We start from the raw sequence: 19,524 nt of genomic DNA, 5'->3' as shown, positions 1-19,524 counted from the left end.
CCACCCCCTTGAAGCGCCTTGTGAACAAGTGAATCGCGATATGTGGATGCACTGGCATGTTAGTGCGTGCCCACGAACGTGGACAGGCCCGCCACCCGAGCGGGTGACGGGCCTGCCGAGCCCCTGATCCCCAGAGCCCTACAGCGTCTTCGCCAAGGACGGCGGCTCCGCCGCGCCCCGGCCCACCATCAGGCTGTCGCCGACGCGGTCGACCCGGACCGTGTCGCCGTCCGTGATGTCGCCCGCCAGGATCTCCTTCGCGAGCTGGTCGCCGATCGCCGTCTGGACCAGGCGGCGCAGCGGGCGGGCGCCGTAGGCCGGGTCGTTGCCCTCTTCCGCCAGCCAGGTGAGGGCCTCCGGGGTGACCACCAGGGTGAGGCGGCGTTCCGCGAGGCGTTTGGCGAGGCGGTCGATCTGGAGGCCCGCGATGTGGGCGAGTTCGTCCTGGGAGAGGGCGGAGAAGACCACCAGGTCGTCCAGGCGGTTGAGGAATTCCGGCTTGAAGGAGGCCCGTACGGTCTGGAGGACCTGTTCCTTCTTGCGTTCCGGGGTGATCGTCGGGTCGACCAGGTACTGGCTGCCCAGGTTCGACGTCAGGATCAGGATGGTGTTGCGGAAGTCGACCGTCCGCCCCTGGCCGTCGGTGAGGCGGCCGTCGTCCAGGACCTGGAGCAGGACGTCGAAGACCTCGGGGTGGGCCTTCTCGACCTCGTCCAGGAGGACCACGGAGTACGGGCGCCGCCGTACCGCCTCGGTGAGCTGGCCGCCCTCCTCGTAGCCGACGTAGCCGGGGGGCGCGCCGACCAGGCGGGCCACGGAGTGCTTCTCGCCGTACTCGCTCATGTCGATGCGGACCATGGCCCGCTCGTCGTCGAAGAGGAAGTCCGCGAGGGCCTTGGCCAGTTCGGTCTTGCCCACGCCCGTCGGGCCGAGGAAGAGGAACGAGCCGGTGGGCCGGTCCGGGTCCGCGATGCCGGCGCGGGTGCGGCGTACGGCGTCGGAGACGGCCTGGACCGCCTCGCTCTGGCCGATCAGCCGCCTGCCCAGCTCCTGCTCCATGCGCAGCAGCTTCTGCGTCTCGCCCTCCAGCAGCCGGCCCGCGGGGATGCCGGTCCAGGAGCCGACGACGTCGGCGATGTCGTCCGGGCCGACCTCCTCCTTGACCATGGTGTCCTTGGCGGCCTCCTGCTCGGCCTCCGCGGCGGCCTCCAGCTCGCGCTCCAGGTTGGGGATCTCGCCGTACAGCATCTTGGAGGCGGTGTCGAAGTCGCCGTCGCGCTGCGCGCGTTCGGCCTGGCCGCGCAGGTCGTCGAGGCGTTCCTTCAGCTCGCCGACCCGGTTCAGGCCTTCCTTCTCCTTCTCCCAGCGGGCGGTGAGGCCGCGCAGCTCCTCCTCGCGGTCGGCGAGGTCGCGGCGCAGCTTCTCCAGGCGCTGCTTGGAGGCGGGGTCGGACTCGTTCTTGAGGGCCAGCTCCTCCATGCGGAGGCGGTCCACGGAGCGCTGGAGCTCGTCGATCTCGACCGGTGAGGAGTCGATCTCCATACGGAGCCGGGACGCGGCCTCGTCGACGAGGTCGATGGCCTTGTCGGGGAGGAAGCGCGAGGTGATGTAGCGGTCGGAGAGGGTCGCGGCGGCCACCAGGGCCGCGTCCGCGATCTGCACCTTGTGGTGGGCCTCGTAACGGCCCTTGAGGCCACGCAGGATCGCGATGGTGTCCTCGACGGTCGGCTCGGCGACCAGAACCTGCTGGAAGCGGCGTTCCAGGGCGGCGTCCTTCTCGATCCGCTCGCGGTACTCGTCCAGCGTGGTCGCGCCGACCATGCGCAGCTCGCCGCGGGCCAGCATCGGCTTGAGCATGTTGCCCGCGTCCATCGAGGAGTCGCCGCCGGCGCCCGCGCCGACGACGGTGTGCAGCTCGTCGATGAAGGTGATGATCTGTCCGTCGCTCTCCTTGATCTCGGAGAGGACGGTCTTGAGGCGTTCCTCGAACTCGCCGCGGTACTTGGCGCCCGCGACCATCGCGCCGAGGTCCAGCGAGACCAGCCGCTTGTTCTTGAGCGACTCCGGCACATCGCCCTTGACGATGCGCTGCGCGAGCCCTTCGACGACGGCCGTCTTGCCGACGCCCGGTTCGCCGATGAGGACCGGGTTGTTCTTCGTACGGCGCGACAGCACCTGCACCACGCGCCGGATCTCCTGGTCCCGGCCGATGACCGGGTCGAGTTTGCCGTCGCGGGCCGCCGCGGTGAAATCGGTGCCGAACTTCTCCAGGGCCTTGTACTGGCCCTCCGGGTCGGGTGTGGTCACCCGGCGCCCTCCCCTTGCCTTTTCGAACGCGTCCAGGAGCCGGTCTGCGGCTGCCCCCTGCTGGGCCAGTATCTCCCCCGCCGGGCCGCCCTTGGCGGCGACGCCGATGAGCAGGTGCTCGGTGGAGAGGTAGTCGTCGCCCAGTTCCTTCGCCCGGCGGCCCGCGTCGGCGATGACGGCGAGCAGGTCGCGGTTGGGCTGCGGGGGCGCGACGGTCGATCCGGTGACGCTGGGCTGGGCGGCGAGCAGCCGCTCGGTGGCCGCCCGTACGGCCGCCTGGTCGGCCTCGACGGCGGCGAGCAGGTCGGTGACGTTCTCGTTGTCCTGGCCCTCCAGCAGCGCGAGCAGCAGATGCGCGGGGGTCAGATCGGGATGCCCCGCCGCCACCGCCCGACTGGTGGCGGAGTTGATCGCATCCCGGCTCTTGTTGGTCAGCTCGGCGTCCACGTGGGCCCTCTCCTCCTTGCACGAGTTCTGCGCGTGTTCTTGCGGGATCCCTTACGTGATCCTCACGTGATTCCGTACGTAACCCCGTACGGGATCCCGCATGTAACCCCGTAGGTGATTCCCTCGCGATCCCTTGCGGGTTCGCGATTCCCTTGCGGGTTCGGGATTCCTTACGGGTACGGGAAAACGCCGCTCCGGTCTCAGCCGTTCCACCGCATCCCTGACAGCAAGAACCTACGCAAAGTTGAGTCTATGCCACTCAAGCCTGAGCCGAGCCCGGAAAATCGGCCCTCACCCTTTTTTTTTCTGGGGGGCCGGCGCTACCACCCGGGGTGGGCCCCCCGCGACCAACCCCGGAAACCCACGTCGGGCCCGGCCGGGGGGCCACCGGGTGCCGGGCCTTGAGGGGGTACAGAGGGGCCGCCGGGGGCCACAGGGAGGGCCGGCCGGGGGCCCGGAGCGTCCGGGCAGCACAACGGCGCCATCGTGTTTCAGGTCCACGATGGCGCCGTTGTGTGGGGGAAGCGCCTGAACGATTTGAAACGACGGGGGAATCGTTCAGGCACTGCGGGGGGTGGCGAGGGTGGTCTGTTGTGTTGCTCCGACCAGCTGATGGTCACGCTGGTCGAGGTTGACGAAGATCATGTCGTAGCGGATGGCGCAGCGGACCGGGCGTGGAGCCCCGCGCGGCCGGCGGAGGCAGCGGTAGGCACGTACGTCCTCGTCCTGCTCACGCACGACGACGATCGGCTCTCCGTAGAGAGTGACCATCAACGAGTCTCCTCGGTGGGGAATGGCCGTGACCAGATCGATGAAGTGCCACCCCGATCGGTACGCCGTGGCCATCTCGCGCCGGAAGACCCGATCGTCCGGCGGGACGGTCATGCCGTGATGCCGGCCGGGGTACTGCCCCACTCGATGTCGCCGGCGTCACCCGAAGCGGACTTCGGCGCCACCGTCCACGAAATCTCCTCCGTGGTCATCTCCCCGGCGCCCGCGGCCCGGACGACGGTTCCGGCCGGAGCGCTGGTCCAGGAGATCTCCCCCGCCGCGGTGGTCTGGCCGGCCGAACCGGCCGGAGCGCTGGTCCAGGAGATCTCCCCGGCAACACCCAGCGCACCGTAGGCCAGAGCCGCAGAGAAAGCAGTGGCAACCACCGCGCGAAGCATTCTCTTATACATAGTCGGCTTCGTCCTCACTTGATGGATTCCTCTCCCCCGCCATCTAGACGATGTCTCATTCGGACACGTCAACACCACCGGGACGAGGCATCATGTTCCTGCATGTTCAGGACCCTGAGGGGTGGAGATTTGACCGAAACCATCACAAAGCCGACACATCCCCATGCCGTCACTGATCTATGTGAAGACGGCAGGCAGCTTTACGCCAGCGCACTACGCTCCGGGCGCCTCGCGCGGAGCGAGGTCGCGGCGGCCCCCTGTCTCATGGAGTTCCCGCTCCTCCAACCGGACCCGGACGATCCGGACTGGCTGCGACCGGTTCCGCCGTCGGCCGCGCTCTCCCAACGTCTCAACCCCATCGAGCGGGAGATCCAGGAGCGCCGGCACTTCGCGGTCGCGCTCACCGACGCTTTCGAGCCGTTCATGGCCATCGCCTCGCAGGGGCCGCCGAGCGCCCACGCGATCACGGTCCTGGAGGGCAAGGGCCGCATCAACGCGGCGATCGACCTCGCCACGGCCGCGTGCAGGACCGAGGTCCTCACCGTCCAGCCAGGGGGCGTCCGCAGCGCCGACGCGCTCGAACAGGGTCTGGAGCGCGGCCGGCTCGTGGTGGACCGCGGCGTCAGCATCCGCACCCTGTACCAGCACACCGTCCGGCACGGCCAGGGCACGCTCGCCTACGCCGAACGGCTCGCCGAGGGGAACGTCGAGATCCGGACGCTGGAGGAGCTGGTCGAGCGGCTGATCATCTTCGACCGCACCGTCGCGTACATCCCGGCGCGCTCCGACCACGCGGTCGCCCTGGAACTGCGCCACCCGGCGCTCGTCGACTACCTGGCCCAGGTCTTCGAACAGCTCTGGAGACGCGCCGTCCCCCTCACCGAACAGGTCCCGTACGAACCGACGCCCGACGGTGTCTCCGGCGTCCAGCGGTCGATCGCGAAACTGCTCATCGAGGGGTATGTGGACGAGGCCATAGCCCGGCGCCTGGGGATGAACGTACGGACCTGCCGCGCGCACATCGCCAAACTCGCCACCACGCTCGGCAGCGGCAGCAGAGCGCAGCTCGGCTATCTGATCGCGCACTCGGGAATCGTGGACGAGGAGCGCTGACCCGGCATTTCGAAACACCTCTTACCTCGCTCCGTACCGCCCACATCGAAAACCACCGCGAACACGGAGACCGTGAACACAGAGAGGGAACGCGCCATCTGAATCAGCCCGAATCGGCTCGAATTCCCTGAACCGGACGCCGAAATAACGCTCCAGCACGGCGAGAACTCGGCGATGACCTCGGTCACTCTCTGTAGAGTGCCGACTCAGGCCTGCCCGGATCAAGCGAAATTTGACTGCACAGATGCGCACTGCGGAACCGTGCAGCACTGCGGAACCACGCAGGAGGGACATATGACACAACCGGACGCGGTGACCCACAGAGAACCGTCGCCCGCTGTGTCGGCGGGGGCGCACACCCTGCTGCGCCGGCTCGTCCGGGGCGAGCAGGTCGAGCGGGCCGAGCCGGGCTGCACCGAGCTGATCGGCCTCGGGCTGGCCGTGCACGACCCGCACTCCGACCGGTGGGGCGTCGCCGACCTGCACCACGCCGAGCAGACGGCCATGGCCGAGGAGCGCGCCGGCATCGCCCGCCACCTCCAGCGCATGCACCAGCTCGACGAGCTGTACCGCGACATGCGCACGCACGAATCGCCCACCGGTAACGGAATCGAGTTTCTCGACCGGGTCGAACACGTCAATGCCGCCATCATGCAGGCAGCGGATTACGCGCAATCCCACATGTATACGGCACATCCGGTGAACCGAAGGCCGGAAGGGCTCGCCGCGGTCGTCCCCCGCGAGATCAAGCTCCTCCAGCGCGGCATCACCCGCCGCACGATCTATTCGGAAGCGGCCCGCACCCGTGCGGCGGAACAGGAGTGGGCCACCACCATGTCCGCGCACGGCGCGGAGATACGTACCCTCGCCTCCGATTTCGAGCGAATGATCCTCGTGGACAGAAGATTCGCCATCATTTCCGACCACCGGGACGAGCCGAACAGAATGACCGCGTTCAAAGTGACGCACCCCGGCATGGTGGCTTTCCTCCACCACCTCTTCGAGCAGCAATGGGAGCGTGCCGAGCCCTGGATGGGCGGCCGTTTCCGGTCGCGGGAGGGCATCGTCACGACGGGGCGCTCCCGGCGCATCCTCAACAAGCTCCGTGAGGGCCGCACCCTCAAGCAGATCGCCAGCGAGCTGGACGTCAGCCTGCGCACCGTCAACACCGACCTGAACAAGCTGTACGAGGTCGTCGGTGTGGACACGCTGTTCTCGCTCGGGGTGTGGTGGGGGTCCGAGGCCGCCGCCGAGGAACGCAAGCTGGGCTGACCGCGCCCAGGACGGCCGGACGCCCCGCACACGGGAACGCCCGGCGGGGAGATCCCCGCCGGGCGTCCTGCGACGGTGGAAGTGGTCGGCGACGGTGAACGGGTTCGGCGACCGTGAACGAGGTCGGTCCGTGGGTCGGCGACCGTGAACGAGGTCAGTCCGTCGGGCGCGTGGGCTTCGGGCGCCAGACCACCAGCGCGCTCGTCTGCTGCACGTCCTGGTACGGCACCAGGTCCCGGCGGTACGAGGCGTGCACCTGCGCCTCGCGCTGCCGCATCGCCGCCGCCGCGCCGTCCACCGCGGACGACAGCTCGGCGACCCTGGCCTGGAGCGCGGCGACCTGGTTCTCCAGTTCGATGATGCGCTTGATCCCGGCCAGGTTGATGCCCTCGTCCTGCGAGAGCTGCTGCACCTGCCGGAGCAGTTCGATGTCACGGGCCGAGTAGCGGCGCCCGCGGCCCGCCGTACGGTCCGGGGAGACCAGACCGAGACGGTCGTACTGCCTGAGCGTCTGCGGGTGCAGCCCGGAGAGCTGGGCCGCCACCGAGATGACGTACACCGGCGTCTCCTCGGTCAGCGTGTACGCCGCCCTGCCGAACGATGAGGACGGCCGCCGCCGCCCGTCCCTGTCCATCGGGTCAAGCTCCCTTCGCCGCCTGGAACAGCTCCGCCCGCGGGTTCTCGTCCACGGTCGCCTTCCGGTACGCCTCCAGCGCGTCGCGCGCCTGGCCGCCGAGGTCCTTGGGCACGACCACCTCGACGGTGACCAGCAGGTCGCCGCGGGTGCCGTCCTTGCGGACGGCGCCCTTGCCACGGGCCCGCATCGTACGGCCGTTGGGGGTGCCCGGGGGCAGTTTCAGCGTGACCGGCGGGCCACCCAGCGTGGGCACCCGCACCTCGCCGCCGAGCGCCGCCTCCGTGAAGGTGACGGGCACGGTGATGGTGAGGTTGTCGTCCCTGCGGCCGAAGACCGGGTGCGCGTCGACATGGACGACGACGTACAGGTCGCCGCTCGGGCCGCCGCGCTCGCCGGGAGCGCCCTTGCCGCGCAGCCTGATCCGCTGGCCGTCGCTGACGCCCGTCGGGATCCGGACCTGCATGGTCCGCGAGGACCTGGCACGCCCGCTGCCCTTGCACACGTCGCACGGGTCCTGGGCGATCAGCCCGCGCCCCTTGCAGTCCACGCACGGGTCGGTCAGCGAGAACCCGCCGCCCGAGCCGCGCGACACCTGCCCGGTGCCCACACAGGTCGGGCAGACCCGTGGTGAGCCGTTCTTGTCGCCGGTGCCCGAACACGCCTTGCAGGGCGCCTGGCTGGACATCCGCAGCGGGACCGTGGCCCCGTCGACGGCCTCCGTGAAGCTGAGCGTCACTTCGGTGTCGATGTCCTGGCCGCGGCGCGGCTGCGTACGGGTGCCGGGGCCGCCGCGGTTGAACAGCCCGCCGAAGACGTCCCCGAGCCCGCCGCCGAAGCCGCCGGCCCCGCCGGCCCCGGCGGGGCCGCCCTGCGTGCCGCCCTGGCCGCCGCCGAAGAGGTCACCGAGGTCGAAGTTGAACGAGCCGTTGCCGCCCGCGCCGGGCCCCGGGCGGAATCCGCCGTTGCCGAAGAGCGAGCGCGCCTCGTCGTACTCCTTGCGCCGCTTGGGGTCACCGAGGACGTCGTTCGCCTCGGAGATCTCCTTGAAGCGCTCCTCCGCCTTGGCGTCGCCCTTGTTGGCGTCCGGGTGGAACTCGCGGGCGAGCTTCCGGTACGCCTTCTTGATCTCGGCCTCGGTGGCGTCCTTGGGAACGCCGAGAACCTTGTAGTAGTCCTTCTCCACGAAGTCCTTCGTGCTCATCCTCGACGTCCCTCCTCTCCGCCCGCACCGGCACCGCCGGTCACCGCGTCACCTGTGTCCGGCGCCCGGCCGGCGCTTCGCGCGCCGGCCGTGGCCGGTGTGTTCTTCCCGTCAGCCCTCGTCGGGGCCACCGTTCTCCCTGTCATCGGCCGAATCCGCCTGCTCCTCCGCGGACTTGGTCTTGCCGCCCGGCTGTGGCTCGGCCACCGCGACCCGGGCGGGCCTGATGGTCCGCTCGCCGAACCGATACCCGGGCTGGAGGATCGCGACGCACGTCGTCTCCGTGACGTCCGGCGCATACGAGTGCATCAGGGCCTCGTGGATCATCGGGTCGAAGGGCTCGCCCTCCGTACCGAACTGCTGGAGACCCAGCTTGACCGTGACCGCTTCCAGCGACTCGGCGACGGACTTGAAGCCGCCGACCAGTTCGTCGTGGTCACGCGCCCGGCCGATGTCGTCGAGCACGGGCAGCAGTTCGGTCAGCAGGTTCGCGACCGCGATCTCCTTGACGGAGACACGGTCCCGCTCCACGCGCCTGCGGTAGTTCTGGTATTCGGCCTGGAGCCGCTGGAGGTCCCCCGTGCGCTCGCCGAGCGCCGTACGGACCTGGTCGAGCTGGGCCAGCAGAGCCGCGTCCTGGATGTCCCCGGCGGGGGCCGCCGGCCCGGACTCCTGGGCGGAGTCCGGCTCGGCGGCCTTCGGCGTGGCGTCGTCGGCGCCGGAGGGGACATCGGGCTTCTCCTCGAAGCCCGGGGTCTCCTCGGTCACGCCGCACCGTCCTTCCTGGGCTTCTCGTCGTCGACGATCTCGGCGTCCACGACGTCGTCCTCGGGCTTGGCCTGGCCTTCGCCGGCCGCACCCTCGGGACCGGCCGCACCGGACGCCTGGGCGTCCGCGTACATCGCCTGTCCGAGCTTCTGCGAGACGGCCGCGACCTTCTCCGTGGCGGTACGGATCTCGGCGGTGTCCTCGCCCTTGAGCTTCTCCTTGAGATCGGCGATCGAGGCCTCGACCTCGGTCTTGATCTCGCCGGGAACCTTCTCCTCGTTGTCCTTGAGGAACTTCTCCGTCTGGTAGACGAGCTGCTCGGCCTGGTTGCGGGTCTCCGCGGCCTCGCGGCGGCGGTGGTCCTCGTCCGCGTACTGCTCGGCCTCTTCGCGCATCCGGTTGACCTCGTCCTTCGGCAGCGAGGAGCCACCGGTGACGGTCATCTTCTGCTCCTTGCCGGTGCCGAGGTCCTTCGCGGCCACGTGCATGATGCCGTTGGCGTCGATGTCGAAGGCGACCTCGATCTGCGGCACGCCACGCGGCGCGGGCGGCAGACCGGTCAGCTCGAACATACCGAGCTTCTTGTTGTACGCGGCGATCTCGCGCTCGCCCTGGTAGACCTGGATCTGCACGGACGGCTGGTTGTCCTCGGCCGTCGTGAAGATCTCCGAGCGCTTCGTCGGAATCGTCGTGTTCCGCTCGATGAGCTTGGTCATGATGCCGCCCTTGGTCTCGATACCCAGGGACAGCGGGGTGACGTCGAGGAGCAGGACGTCCTTGACCTCACCCTTCAGGACACCGGCCTGGAGCACGGCGCCGATGGCGACGACCTCGTCCGGGTTGACGCCCTTGTTGGCCTCGCGGCCACCGGTCAGCTCCTTGACCAGCTCGGCCACGGCGGGCATACGCGTCGAACCACCGACGAGCACCACGTGGTCGATCTCGGAGAGCTGGATGCCAGCGTCCTTGATGACGTTGTGGAACGGGGTCTTGCACCGGTCCAGCAGGTCGGCCGTGAGCTGCTGGAACTGGGAGCGGGTGACCTTCTCGTCCAGGTGCAGCGGGCCCTCGGCGGACGCCGTGATGTACGGGAGGTTGATCGTGGTCTCGGTGGAGGACGACAGCTCGATCTTCGCCTTCTCCGCGGCCTCGCGGAGACGCTGGAGAGCCATCTTGTCCTTGGCCAGGTCAACGCCGTGACCGTTGGCGAACTGCTTCACCAGGAAGTCGACGAGGCGCTGGTCCCAGTCGTCACCACCGAGGTGGTTGTCACCGTTGGTGGCCTTCACCTCGACGACGCCGTCACCGATCTCCAGCAGCGAGACGTCGAACGTGCCGCCACCGAGGTCGAAGACCAGGATGGTCTGGTCGTCCTTGTCGAGCCCGTAGGCCAGCGCGGCGGCCGTCGGCTCGTTGACGATACGCAGGACGTTCAGGCCCGCGATCTCACCGGCCTCCTTGGTGGCCTGGCGCTCCGAGTCGTTGAAGTACGCCGGGACGGTGATCACCGCGTCGGTGACCTTCTCGCCCAGGTACGCCTCGGCGTCCCGCTTCAGCTTCTGCAGCACGAAGGCCGACATCTGCTGCGGGTTGAAGTCCTTGCCGTCCAGGTTGATCTTCCAGTCGGTGCCCATGTGGCGCTTGACCGACCGGATGGTCCTGTCGACGTTCGTGACCGCCTGGCGCTTCGCGACCTCGCCGACGAGCACCTCGCCGTTCTTGGCGAAGGCGACGACGGACGGCGTGGTCCTGGCGCCCTCTGCGTTGGTGATGACGGTGGGCTCGCCGCCTTCGAGAACGCTGACGACGGAGTTAGTCGTGCCCAGGTCGATGCCGACCGCACGTGCCATTTCGATTCCTCCAGGTGACTTGAGTGGAACAGGCTCAAGGATGCATGACAGATTCCGTGGAGTCAAAGGACCTGAGCCGAGGGGACTCAATTATTGTGCGCCCGCCTCTCCGGGGACCTCTGACCGGCGGCTCCCTCGGGGCGCCTACCGGACCCGCACCGCCCCAGCATGCGATCGTTCCCCGACAAAAGCCATAAATCGCTCAGAGGACGGTCAGATGCGGCCATGAAGCGACATGCCCCGTGGACCTTCCCGCGCCTGGAACGGCTCCGGCGGGAACACCTCGAACCCAAGCGGCTGCTGGACCTGTCCCTCGGCTCGGCCCTGCTGCTCCTGGCCTCGCCCGTCCTCGCCGCCGCCGCGCTCACCGTCGCGCTCACCCGCCCGGCCGGCGGCGTTCTCGTACGCGACTACCGCACTGGACTCAACGGACACCCCTTCCTCCTGAGTTCCCTGCGCACCCGCCGCTTCCGCCTCGACCTGCTCTCCCGGCTGCCCCATGTCGTACGCGGCCACCTCTCACTGGTCGGGCCCGCGCCCCTGAAGCTCGGCTCCCCCGCCGCGGCGGCACCCTGGCGGCAGCTCGTACGGCCCGGCCTGACCGGGCTCGCACAGGTACGGCGCCGCTCCGCGCTGCCGTGGGACGAGACGCCCCTGCTCGACCAGCACTACGTGGAGCACCGCTGGATCGGCCTCGACCTGGCGATCCTCGCCCGTACGCCCGGCGCACTGGTCCCCGCGGTCAGGGTCGCCTCAGCGACACAGATCACCGGCCCCACGGCTACATTGCGACGGAATAAGTGGGTACCCTCAGCACGAGCTGATTAAGTTACCGCTTAGTACGATCAGTATGAGTGCTGAGTCACCCACCCTCGCAGGCCCGAGGAGCCCCGCATGCAACTCGCCGCGATCATCGTGTCGCTGGTCCTGACCGTGGTCGGTGTCGCGCTCATCGGCCGCGCCGTCGCGCAGATCTACCGGTTCGTCCGACTCGGCCGGCCGGTGCCCGAGGGGAGCCGCACCGACGACCCGAAGCAGCGCAGCCTCACCCTGGCCAAGGAGTTCGTCGGCCACACCCGGATGAACCGGTGGGGGGTCGTCGGCGTCGCCCACTGGTTCGTCGCGGTCGGCTTCCTCACCCTCGGGCTGACGATCATCACCGCGTACTGCCAGCTCTTCCAGGCGGACTTCGTCCTCCCGGTGCTGGGCGGCTGGCTGCCGTACGAGATGTACACCGAGTTCATCGCCCTGGCGACGACGGTCGGCATCCTCGTCCTGATGGGTGTCCGGCTGGCGAGCCTGCCCTCGCGCGCGGGCCGCAAGTCGCGCTTCACCGGCTCCAAGCTGGGCCAGGCGTACTTCGTCGAGTACGTGATCCTGGTGATCGGCCTCGCGATCCTCACGCTGCGCGGCCTGGAGGGCGCGATCCACGGCGTCGGCCACTACGAGGCGGCGTACTTCGTCTCGTACCCCCTGGTCGCCGCGTTCGGCGGACTGAGCCTCGCCACCCTGCAGAACCTGGTCTACCTCGCCGCCATGATCAAGCTCGGTACGACCATGGCCTGGGCGATCACCGTCGGCCTCAACACCAACATGGGCGTCGCCTGGCACCGCTTCCTCGCCTTCCCCAACATCTGGTTCAAGCGCGAGGCGGACGGCTCCACGGCCCTCGGCGCGCTGCCGCCGATGACCAGCGGCGGCGAGGCGATCGACTGGGAGGACCCGGCCGAGGACGCGGTGTTCGGGGTCAGCCAGGTCGAGCAGTTCAGCTGGAAGGGCATCCTCGACTTCTCCACGTGTACGGAGTGCGGGCGCTGCCAGTCGCAGTGCCCCGCCTGGAACACCGGCAAGCCGCTCTCCCCGAAGCTGCTGATCATGTCGCTGCGCGACCACGCGCACGCCAAGGCGCCGTATCTGCTGGCCGGCGGCGGCAAGACCGTGGAGGGCGAGGAGAAGGCGTCCGAGGAGCAGCTCGCCGGGGTGCCCGCGGCGGCCCTCGCGGAGGCCGAGCGCCCGCTGATCGGGACGCTGGAGGAGAACGGCGTCATCGACCCGGACGTGCTGTGGTCGTGCACCACCTGCGGTGCGTGCGTGGAGCAGTGCCCGGTCGACATCGAGCACATCGACCACATCGTCGACATGCGCCGCTACCAGGTGATGATCGAGAGCGCCTTCCCGAGCGAGGCCGGGACGATGCTCAAGAACCTGGAGAAGAAGGGCAACCCCTGGGGGCTGGCCAAGAAGCAGCGCCTGGAGTGGACGAAGGAGGTCGACTTCGCGGTACCGGTCGTCGGTAAGGACGTCGAGGACCTGTCCGAGGTCGACTACCTCTACTGGGTGGGATGCGCCGGCGCCCTGGAGGACCGCGCAAAGAAGACCACGAAGGCCTTCGCGGAGCTGCTGCACATCGCGGGCGTCAAGTTCGCCATCATGGGCGGCGACGAGAAGTGCACGGGCGACTCGGCCCGCCGTCTCGGCAACGAGCCGCTGTTCCAGCAGCTCGGCCAGGAGAACGTGGCGATGCTGAACATGGCGTACGGCGAGGACGACGACGACGCGTCGACGAAGAAGCCGAAGACGTCGAAGAAGATCGTCGCGACCTGCCCGCACTGCTTCAACACGATCGCCAACGAGTACCCGCAGCTCGGCGGCGAGTACGAGGTCATCCACCACACGCAGTTGCTCCAGCACCTCGTGGACGAGGGCAGGCTGGTGCCGGTGACACCGGTCGAGGGACTGATCACGTACCACGACCCCTGCTACCTGGGCCGGCACAACAAGGTCTACACGCCGCCGCGCGAGATCATGTCCGCCGTCCCCGGCCTGCGCCAGCAGGAGATGCACCGCCACAAGGAACGCGGCTTCTGCTGCGGCGCGGGCGGCGCGCGGATGTGGATGGAGGAGCGCATCGGCAAGCGCGTCAACAACGAGCGGGTGGACGAGGCCCTTTCGCTCAACCCGGACATCATCTCGACGGCCTGCCCGTTCTGCCTGGTGATGCTGACGGACTCCGTCAACGGCAAGAAGGCGGCGTCCGACAGCGGCTCCGCCGCGGGCGGCCAGGCCAAGGAATCGCTCCAGGTCGTGGACGTGGCGCAGTTGCTGCTCGACTCGGTACGGACACCGGCGGACCCGGAGCCGGCGGAGGAGCGGGAGAACACGCCGGACCCGGAGCCCGAACCGGCGAAGTAGGGCCGTCCCCCGCCCTGTGCGGGGCGAGCACAACCATCCGGGGACGGGACGGGTCCAACTGGCCATGCTGACACCTCCGGTGGCCGGTGGGCCCGTCCGTGCTCCTCTGGTCCGTCTTGCGGGTCTCGTCTGCCTCATAGGGCTGGCGGCGGCGTGCGGCGGGCCGGGATCGCCGCCGGACGGCGGGCCGTCCGGTCCGACGGCGTCCGGCGCGACCGGCGCGTCGAGCACGCCACCGCCGCCGTCTCCGTCATCACCGTTGTCCCCGCCGTCCCCGCCGTCCCAGCCCGCGACGTACTCCGACTTCGACGGCGACGGCACGGGCGACCTCGTCCTGACCGACTCCGGCGCGACGGTCGACGGTCTCTACGCCGCCGGATACGCGGCCGTGGTGCCCGGCTCGCCGGACGGCCCGGCCCCGGCCCGCCACCGGCTGATCACCCAGAACAGCCTGAACCTCGGGAAGGCCGGCCAGGGAGGCTCGTTCGGCGGGTCAGTGGTATCGGCCGACCTCGACGGGGACGGGACGGCCGACCTGATCACCGGGGCGGGCACGAACACCGTCTTCGTCGTCTGGGGCGGCGACAAGGGCCTCGCGGGCGGGGCACGGCTCACCGGCAGCGCTCCGGTGACCGGCGACTTCGACGGGGACGGACACGCCGACCTGGTCACCGCGGGGCAGTCACCTTCGACGGCGACGCTGTCGTACGGCCCGTTCAGCCGGGCGGGTGTGCCCGCGGCCACGGTGCCGCTGGACCTCACGCCGAAAGACCCTGATCCGGAGCCCACGAGCGGCTCCGGATCAAGCGGCTCCGGATCAGGGGGGTACTACACGGCCCGCCTCGCCGCCGCGGGGGATGTGAACGGCGACGGCCGGGACGACCTCGTCGTGACCTGGACCCATGTCTACGTGGACGAGATGCCCGTCCCGCGCGCCACCGCCGTCCACCGCGGGACCGCCCGGGGCGCCGGGGGCGTATCCGCCGCGTACACGCGCCTCAAGGACACGCGGGGCAGGGACATGTACGGCTCGGACACGCTCACCGCCGACCTCGACAAGGACGGCACCGCGGACGTGATCGTCGGCCGCTCCTGCGAGGTCATCGGCGACGAACAGCTCGTGGACGACGGCAGCCGGCTGACGGTCGTGTACGGCGGCCCGGCGGGCCGGGGCCGCACCCCGAAGCCGACGACGGTCGACGACGCGACACCGGGGCTGCCGGGCGCGCCGAAATCCACCGGCTGCGGCTTCGGGGGCGCGCTCACGGCGGGCGACGTGAACGGCGACGGGTACACCGACGTGGCCTTCACCGCCCCGTCGGAAAGCGGTTCGACCCTGATCCTCGTCCTGCGCGGCGGCCCGAAGGGACTGACCACCACGGGCGCCCAGCACCTCGCGGCCCCCGCCTGGGCGCTCGCGCTGCTGGACACGGACGGGGACGGCGCGGCGGAACTGGCGATCGGCGAGAAGGCGCAGGTACGCGTCCTGCGTGGCGGCCCGAACGGACTGACGGGCACGGGCCCAGGCACCGGCCCCGACGGGTGGCCGCGTCGGATCGGCCCGTCGGATCTGGGCCTGACGCCGACGACGGGCGACCACTTCGGCCAGAGCTTCGGCCACTGAGCCCCCGGCCCGGCCTGGGCACGGCGCTGCGCCACGCGCACAATGAGGCGGTGCGTCGGGGGCCGGTGAGTACGGATGGGGCGGGTGGGATCATGCGGATACGGCGGTCGCGACGGGTACGGCGGATACGTACGACAGCGGCGGCGGCAGCTGCGGGGCCGGCGAAGACCGCGAGGGCGGCGATCAGCCTCTCCGCCTGTACGGTCCTGCTGCTGCCGCTGGCGGCCTGTACCGACGCCTCCCCGCAGTCCTCCTCCACGTCCTCCCCCGGCGGCTCGGCGGAGGCGAAGAACGGCGACACCGCCCCGGGCGCCGGCACCTCGGCAGTCCCGCGCCGCGCGGTGCCGCGCGGCAGGGGCAGCCGCGTCCCGGACGACCTCAACGGCGACGGCTACCCCGACCTCGTACTGAACGACCTGGTCAAGGCGGCGGGCGACACGTACGGGGACGACGCGGGCATCGGCATCGTGTACGGCACGAAGGCCGGGGCCGGGGCCGGGGCCAAGGCCGGGGCCGGTGCCAAGGCAGGTGAAGGCGCCGACGCGCCCCGCCGCTTCGACCCGGCCGTGCGCCAGACGCTGGACCCGCGCGAGCGGGGCGCGCGGGTGGCCGGGGTGCTGCCCGCCGCGTTCGACGCCGAGGCGGCGTGCGACCTCGACGGCGACGGCTTCGGCGACCTGATCATCGCCACGGACCCGCCGTACAACGGCATCGGGGTGCCGCCCGTACCGCTCCAGATCCTCTTCGGCGGCCCGGACGGGCCCACCGGCCGCGCGGTCGTCCTGAAGATCCCGGCGAAGGCCCGCGCGGGCGACGAGTGGCCCGACCATCCGGTCTGCGGGGACTTCGACGGCGACGGCGAGGTCGACCTCGCGGTCACCGCGAGCGGGGGCCAGGTCAGCTTCCTGCGCGGCCCGTTCAGCCGGACCGGTGCCCCGCGCGCCGCCACCGCGCCGGTCCAGGGCGGAGGGGCGGCGCTGGCGGCGCCGGAGCCGAAGACCGATGTGAACGGCGACGGCTACGACGACCTCGTCGCACTGCCCCGCCCCCACGCGCCCGGGGCGCCCGCGCGCGGAACACTGCTGCTGGGCGGCCCGGACGGCCCCGGGCCGCAGGGCGGCGCGTACGCCTTCACGGCGGTACGGAAGCCCCCGGCGCCCCGCCTCCCCGGCGTACCGACCGGAAAGGCGACCACGGAGATCCTGCGCGCGACGGACGGGTACCTGGTGACAAGAACCCACCGGTCGGAGAAAACGGACCTGATAGCGCTCTACGCTCCCGATCCCGATCCCGAGACGTCCGGTTCCGGGGCACCGGCCTACCGCCCCCACCCCCTGCTCACCTTCAGCACAGCGGTCTTCCTGGACTGACGTCCCCTCACCGTTTGCTGGGGAGATCCCCCCAGGGTTCCCCTAAGGGATGTCACAGCTCGGCCGCAAAGGCCCCCCGGTTCCCCTCCCTCCGTCACCGGGCCCGTCAGGAGCGGGTACGTTCGACCGCGTGGCTGGATTCAGGATCGGACGCGGCCGGGACAACCGCACCTCGCAACAGCAACCGCAGCAACCGCCGTACGGACGGCAGGCGCCGCCCCCCGCACACGGGGGCGGTCAGCAGGGCGCGCCGTCGTACGGCCGGCAGCAGTGGCCCCCCTCGGGCGGTGGACAGCAAGGGGGCGGCGCTCCGCACGGGGGCCGACCGGGCGAGCCCGAGTACTTCGGCGACCCCTACGGGCAGCAGCAGGGGTACGGCGGCCCGCCGCAGCAACAGCAGCACGGCGACCCGTACGCGAACAACCCGGGGCACACCCAGGCGTTCAGCATCGACGAGGACCGCTACGGCGACGGCGCCGGTTACCAGGCCGGCGCGGCCCCGGCCCCGGCCGGCCCCCGGCTGCGCTGGAAGGAGCTGCTGAGCGGCATCGTCCTGCGCCCGGCGCAGACGTTCCACCAGATGCGCGACTACCCGATCTGGGGCCCGGCCCTGGTCGTCACGTTCCTCTACGGCCTGCTGGCGCTGTTCGGCTTCGACACGGCCCGTGAGGAAGCGATCAACGCGACGCTGACCACGGCCATCCCGTACGTCCTCACGACGGCGGTCGCCTTCGTCATCGGCGGTCTGATCCTGGGCGCGGTCACCCACTCGCTCGCCCGCCAGCTCGGCGGCGACGGCGCCTGGCAGCCGACCGTGGGCCTCTCCATGCTGATCATGTCGATCACGGACGCCCCGCGCCTGCTCTTCGCGCTCTTCCTGGGCGGTGAGAACTCGCTGGTGCAGATCATCGGCTGGGCGACGTGGATCGCGGCGGGCGCGCTCTTCACCGTGATGGTCAGCAGGTCGCACGACCTGCCGTGGCCGAAGGCGCTGGGCGCGTCGGCGATCCAGCTCATCGGGCTGCTGTCCCTGCTCAAACTGGGCACGCTGTAACGGAAGAAGGGGGCGGTACCACCGCCCCCTCGCCGTCCTCTCACCCGCGGACGACAGGCGGCTCGACGCTCCAGGGAAAGTTGATCCAGTCCTCGGTGCGCTTCCAGACGTACTCGCACTTCACGAGCGACTGCGACTTCTCGTATATGACCGCGCTGCGCACCTCGGCGACATGGCCGACGCAGAATTCGTGGACGAGCTTGAGGGTCTTGCCGGTGTCGGCGACGTCGTCCGCGATCAAGACCTTCTTGCGGGAGAAGTCGACGACGTTGGGGACGGGCGCGAGCATGACAGGCATCGCGAGCGTGGTCCCCACACCCGTGTAGAACTCGACGTTCACCAGGTGAATGTTCTTGCAGTCCAGGGCGTAGGCGAGCCCGCCGGCGACGAAGACACCGCCGCGCGCGATGCTCAGAACGACATCCGGCTCGTAGCCGTCGTCCGCGACACTCTGCGCCAGCTCGCGCACGGCGCGGCCGAACGTCTCGTACGACAGGTTCTCCCTGCGCTCGGTCATGCGCGCGTCACACCTGCGTCCGGTGGAAGTTGACGAAGGACCGCGAGGCGGTCGGCCCGCGCTGCCCCTGATACCGCGACCCGTACCGCTCGGACCCGTAGGGGAACTCGGCCGGCGAGCTGAGCCGGAACAGACAGAGCTGCCCGATCTTCATGCCGGGCCAGAGTTTGATGGGCATCGTCGCCATGTTCGACAGTTCGAGGGTGACGTGCCCGGAGAACCCGGGGTCGATGAACCCGGCGGTCGAGTGCGTCACCAGCCCGAGCCGCCCGAGGCTCGACTTGCCCTCCAGCCGGGAGGCGATGTCGTCGGGCAGCGAGATGACCTCGTACGTCGACGCGAGCACGAACTCGCCCGGGTGCAGGATGAACGGCTCGTCGCCCTCGGGCTCGACCGTACGCGTCAGATCGGCCTGCTCGACGGCGGGGTCGATGTGCGGATAACGGTGGTTCTCGAACACCCTGAAGTACCGGTCGAGGCGTACATCGATGCTGGAGGGCTGCACCATCGTCTCGTCGTACGGTTCGAGGCGTACGCGGCCGGAGTGGAGCTCGGCCCGGATGTCCTGGTCTGAGAGAAGCACGCCCCGAGGATACGCAAGGCGCGCGAGCCCACCCCAATCGGGCAGCCCCGCGCGCCTCACCCGCCGAGGATCAGCGCTGATCCACCCTGTTCACCGTCTCCACCGGCACGGCATGCCGCAGCCGCGCACAACGCGGACACCGGATGAGCCGCCCGGGCCCGATCCGCCCGGCACCGAGCTGCTGCATCGGGAATGTCGCAGTACTGAACACGTGCCCTTCGGCACAACGGACGACGGTGTGTTCCCTCAAGTCCATCAGGTCCTTTCCCCAAAAACGCGGACGAACGCCCACACTAGGGGATGATCAGGACACCACATGAAGCGGCACTCCGCCCCCGACCCTACGCCCCAACTCCCGCCCCCGCCCCCCCTTCAGCAACACCCGCACCCCCGACCACGCGGACGGAA

At 70.0% G+C, this 19,524-nt stretch carries 17 protein-coding genes; 8 read left to right on the top strand and 9 right to left on the bottom strand.

The annotated features are described in order from the left end of the window. Positions 1-138: 138 nt before the first annotated feature. Together clpB and ACFXPL_RS10345 are read right to left on the bottom strand one after the other, a co-directional pair. On the bottom strand, positions 139-2,754 hold the full coding sequence (gene clpB, locus ACFXPL_RS10350) for an ATP-dependent chaperone ClpB (RefSeq protein ID WP_384915608.1): 2,616 nt from the start codon (positions 2,752-2,754) through the stop codon (positions 139-141). Positions 2,755-3,312: 558 nt separating this feature from the next. Further along, positions 3,313-3,639, bottom strand: coding sequence for a (2Fe-2S)-binding protein (locus ACFXPL_RS10345; RefSeq protein ID WP_384915605.1), 327 nt, complete (start codon positions 3,637-3,639; stop codon positions 3,313-3,315). A gap of 3 nt (positions 3,640-3,642) precedes the next feature. Here ACFXPL_RS10345 and ACFXPL_RS10340 point away from each other — a divergent pair, with 3 nt between their 5' ends. From ACFXPL_RS10340 to ACFXPL_RS10330, 3 genes are all read left to right on the top strand, one after another. Then, positions 3,643-3,879 carry a hypothetical protein gene (locus tag ACFXPL_RS10340; RefSeq protein ID WP_384915603.1) on the top strand — a complete coding sequence of 79 codons (237 nt, stop codon included), beginning with the start codon at positions 3,643-3,645 and terminating at the stop codon, positions 3,877-3,879. Positions 3,880-4,037: 158 nt separating this feature from the next. Further along, positions 4,038-5,048: a helix-turn-helix transcriptional regulator gene (locus tag ACFXPL_RS10335; RefSeq protein ID WP_384915600.1), complete on the top strand. Its 1,011-nt coding sequence runs from the start codon at positions 4,038-4,040 to the stop codon at positions 5,046-5,048. A 294-nt stretch (positions 5,049-5,342) separates the two neighbouring features. Continuing rightward, the gene (locus tag ACFXPL_RS10330; protein ID WP_384915597.1) at positions 5,343-6,320 is read left to right on the top strand and encodes a LuxR C-terminal-related transcriptional regulator; all 978 of its coding nucleotides are present in this window, start codon (positions 5,343-5,345) and stop codon (positions 6,318-6,320) included. 154 nt (positions 6,321-6,474) lie between these two features. Here ACFXPL_RS10330 and ACFXPL_RS10325 read toward each other — a convergent pair whose 3' ends face one another. From ACFXPL_RS10325 to dnaK, 4 genes are all read right to left on the bottom strand, one after another. Further along, positions 6,475-6,954, bottom strand: a complete 480-nt coding sequence (locus ACFXPL_RS10325) for a heat shock protein transcriptional repressor HspR (protein WP_384915594.1) — start codon at positions 6,952-6,954, stop codon at positions 6,475-6,477. Between the two features lie 4 nt (positions 6,955-6,958). After that, complete coding sequence (dnaJ, locus tag ACFXPL_RS10320; RefSeq protein WP_384915591.1) at positions 6,959-8,158, bottom strand: molecular chaperone DnaJ; 1,200 nt, start codon at positions 8,156-8,158, stop codon at positions 6,959-6,961. Positions 8,159-8,269: 111 nt separating this feature from the next. Continuing rightward, the gene (gene grpE / locus ACFXPL_RS10315) at positions 8,270-8,926 is read right to left on the bottom strand and encodes a nucleotide exchange factor GrpE (RefSeq protein WP_384915588.1); all 657 of its coding nucleotides are present in this window, start codon (positions 8,924-8,926) and stop codon (positions 8,270-8,272) included. Then, positions 8,923-10,776: a molecular chaperone DnaK gene (gene dnaK / locus ACFXPL_RS10310; RefSeq protein WP_329824214.1), complete on the bottom strand. Its 1,854-nt coding sequence runs from the start codon at positions 10,774-10,776 to the stop codon at positions 8,923-8,925. The genes grpE and dnaK overlap by 4 nt, the downstream gene beginning before the upstream one ends. A gap of 225 nt (positions 10,777-11,001) precedes the next feature. On the opposite strand from dnaK, the gene ACFXPL_RS10305 reads away from it, so the two are divergent. The 5 genes from ACFXPL_RS10305 (at position 11,002) to ACFXPL_RS10285 (ending at position 18,016) form a co-directional block, all read left to right on the top strand. Continuing rightward, positions 11,002-11,604: a sugar transferase gene (locus ACFXPL_RS10305; RefSeq protein WP_384915584.1), complete on the top strand. Its 603-nt coding sequence runs from the start codon at positions 11,002-11,004 to the stop codon at positions 11,602-11,604. Between the two features lie 66 nt (positions 11,605-11,670). After that, positions 11,671-13,968 (top strand): (Fe-S)-binding protein, encoded by a 2,298-nt coding sequence (locus ACFXPL_RS10300; RefSeq protein ID WP_384915581.1) that lies wholly within the window; start codon positions 11,671-11,673, stop codon positions 13,966-13,968. A gap of 259 nt (positions 13,969-14,227) precedes the next feature. Beyond that, positions 14,228-15,592: an FG-GAP and VCBS repeat-containing protein gene (locus ACFXPL_RS10295; protein WP_384915578.1), complete on the top strand. Its 1,365-nt coding sequence runs from the start codon at positions 14,228-14,230 to the stop codon at positions 15,590-15,592. Between the two features lie 92 nt (positions 15,593-15,684). Next, positions 15,685-16,962, top strand: a complete 1,278-nt coding sequence (locus ACFXPL_RS10290; protein ID WP_384915575.1) for an FG-GAP repeat domain-containing protein — start codon at positions 15,685-15,687, stop codon at positions 16,960-16,962. A gap of 130 nt (positions 16,963-17,092) precedes the next feature. After that, entirely contained in the window at positions 17,093-18,016 is a 924-nt protein-coding gene (locus tag ACFXPL_RS10285) for a Yip1 family protein (protein WP_384915572.1), read from the top strand. Between the two features lie 40 nt (positions 18,017-18,056). Here the strand turns inward: ACFXPL_RS10285 and ACFXPL_RS10280 are convergent, their stop codons facing one another. The 3 genes from ACFXPL_RS10280 to ACFXPL_RS10270 form a co-directional block, all read right to left on the bottom strand. Further along, positions 18,057-18,533 carry a phosphoribosyltransferase gene (locus ACFXPL_RS10280; RefSeq protein ID WP_384915569.1) on the bottom strand — a complete coding sequence of 159 codons (477 nt, stop codon included), beginning with the start codon at positions 18,531-18,533 and terminating at the stop codon, positions 18,057-18,059. A gap of 7 nt (positions 18,534-18,540) precedes the next feature. Beyond that, entirely contained in the window at positions 18,541-19,116 is a 576-nt protein-coding gene (dcd, locus tag ACFXPL_RS10275; RefSeq protein WP_384915566.1) for a dCTP deaminase, read from the bottom strand. A gap of 70 nt (positions 19,117-19,186) precedes the next feature. Further along, a complete protein-coding gene (locus tag ACFXPL_RS10270) occupies positions 19,187-19,372 on the bottom strand; it encodes a hypothetical protein (RefSeq protein ID WP_384915563.1) in 186 nt (61 codons plus the stop codon). Between the last annotated feature and the right edge of the window lie 152 nt (positions 19,373-19,524).

The organism is Streptomyces sp. NPDC059092 (genome assembly GCF_042756365.1).
In the GTDB taxonomy this organism is placed as follows: Bacteria; Actinomycetota; Actinomycetes; order Streptomycetales; family Streptomycetaceae; genus Streptomyces.
Note: the sequence above shows the minus strand (reverse complement) of the source record. Positions and strands in the feature narration are given on the sequence as shown.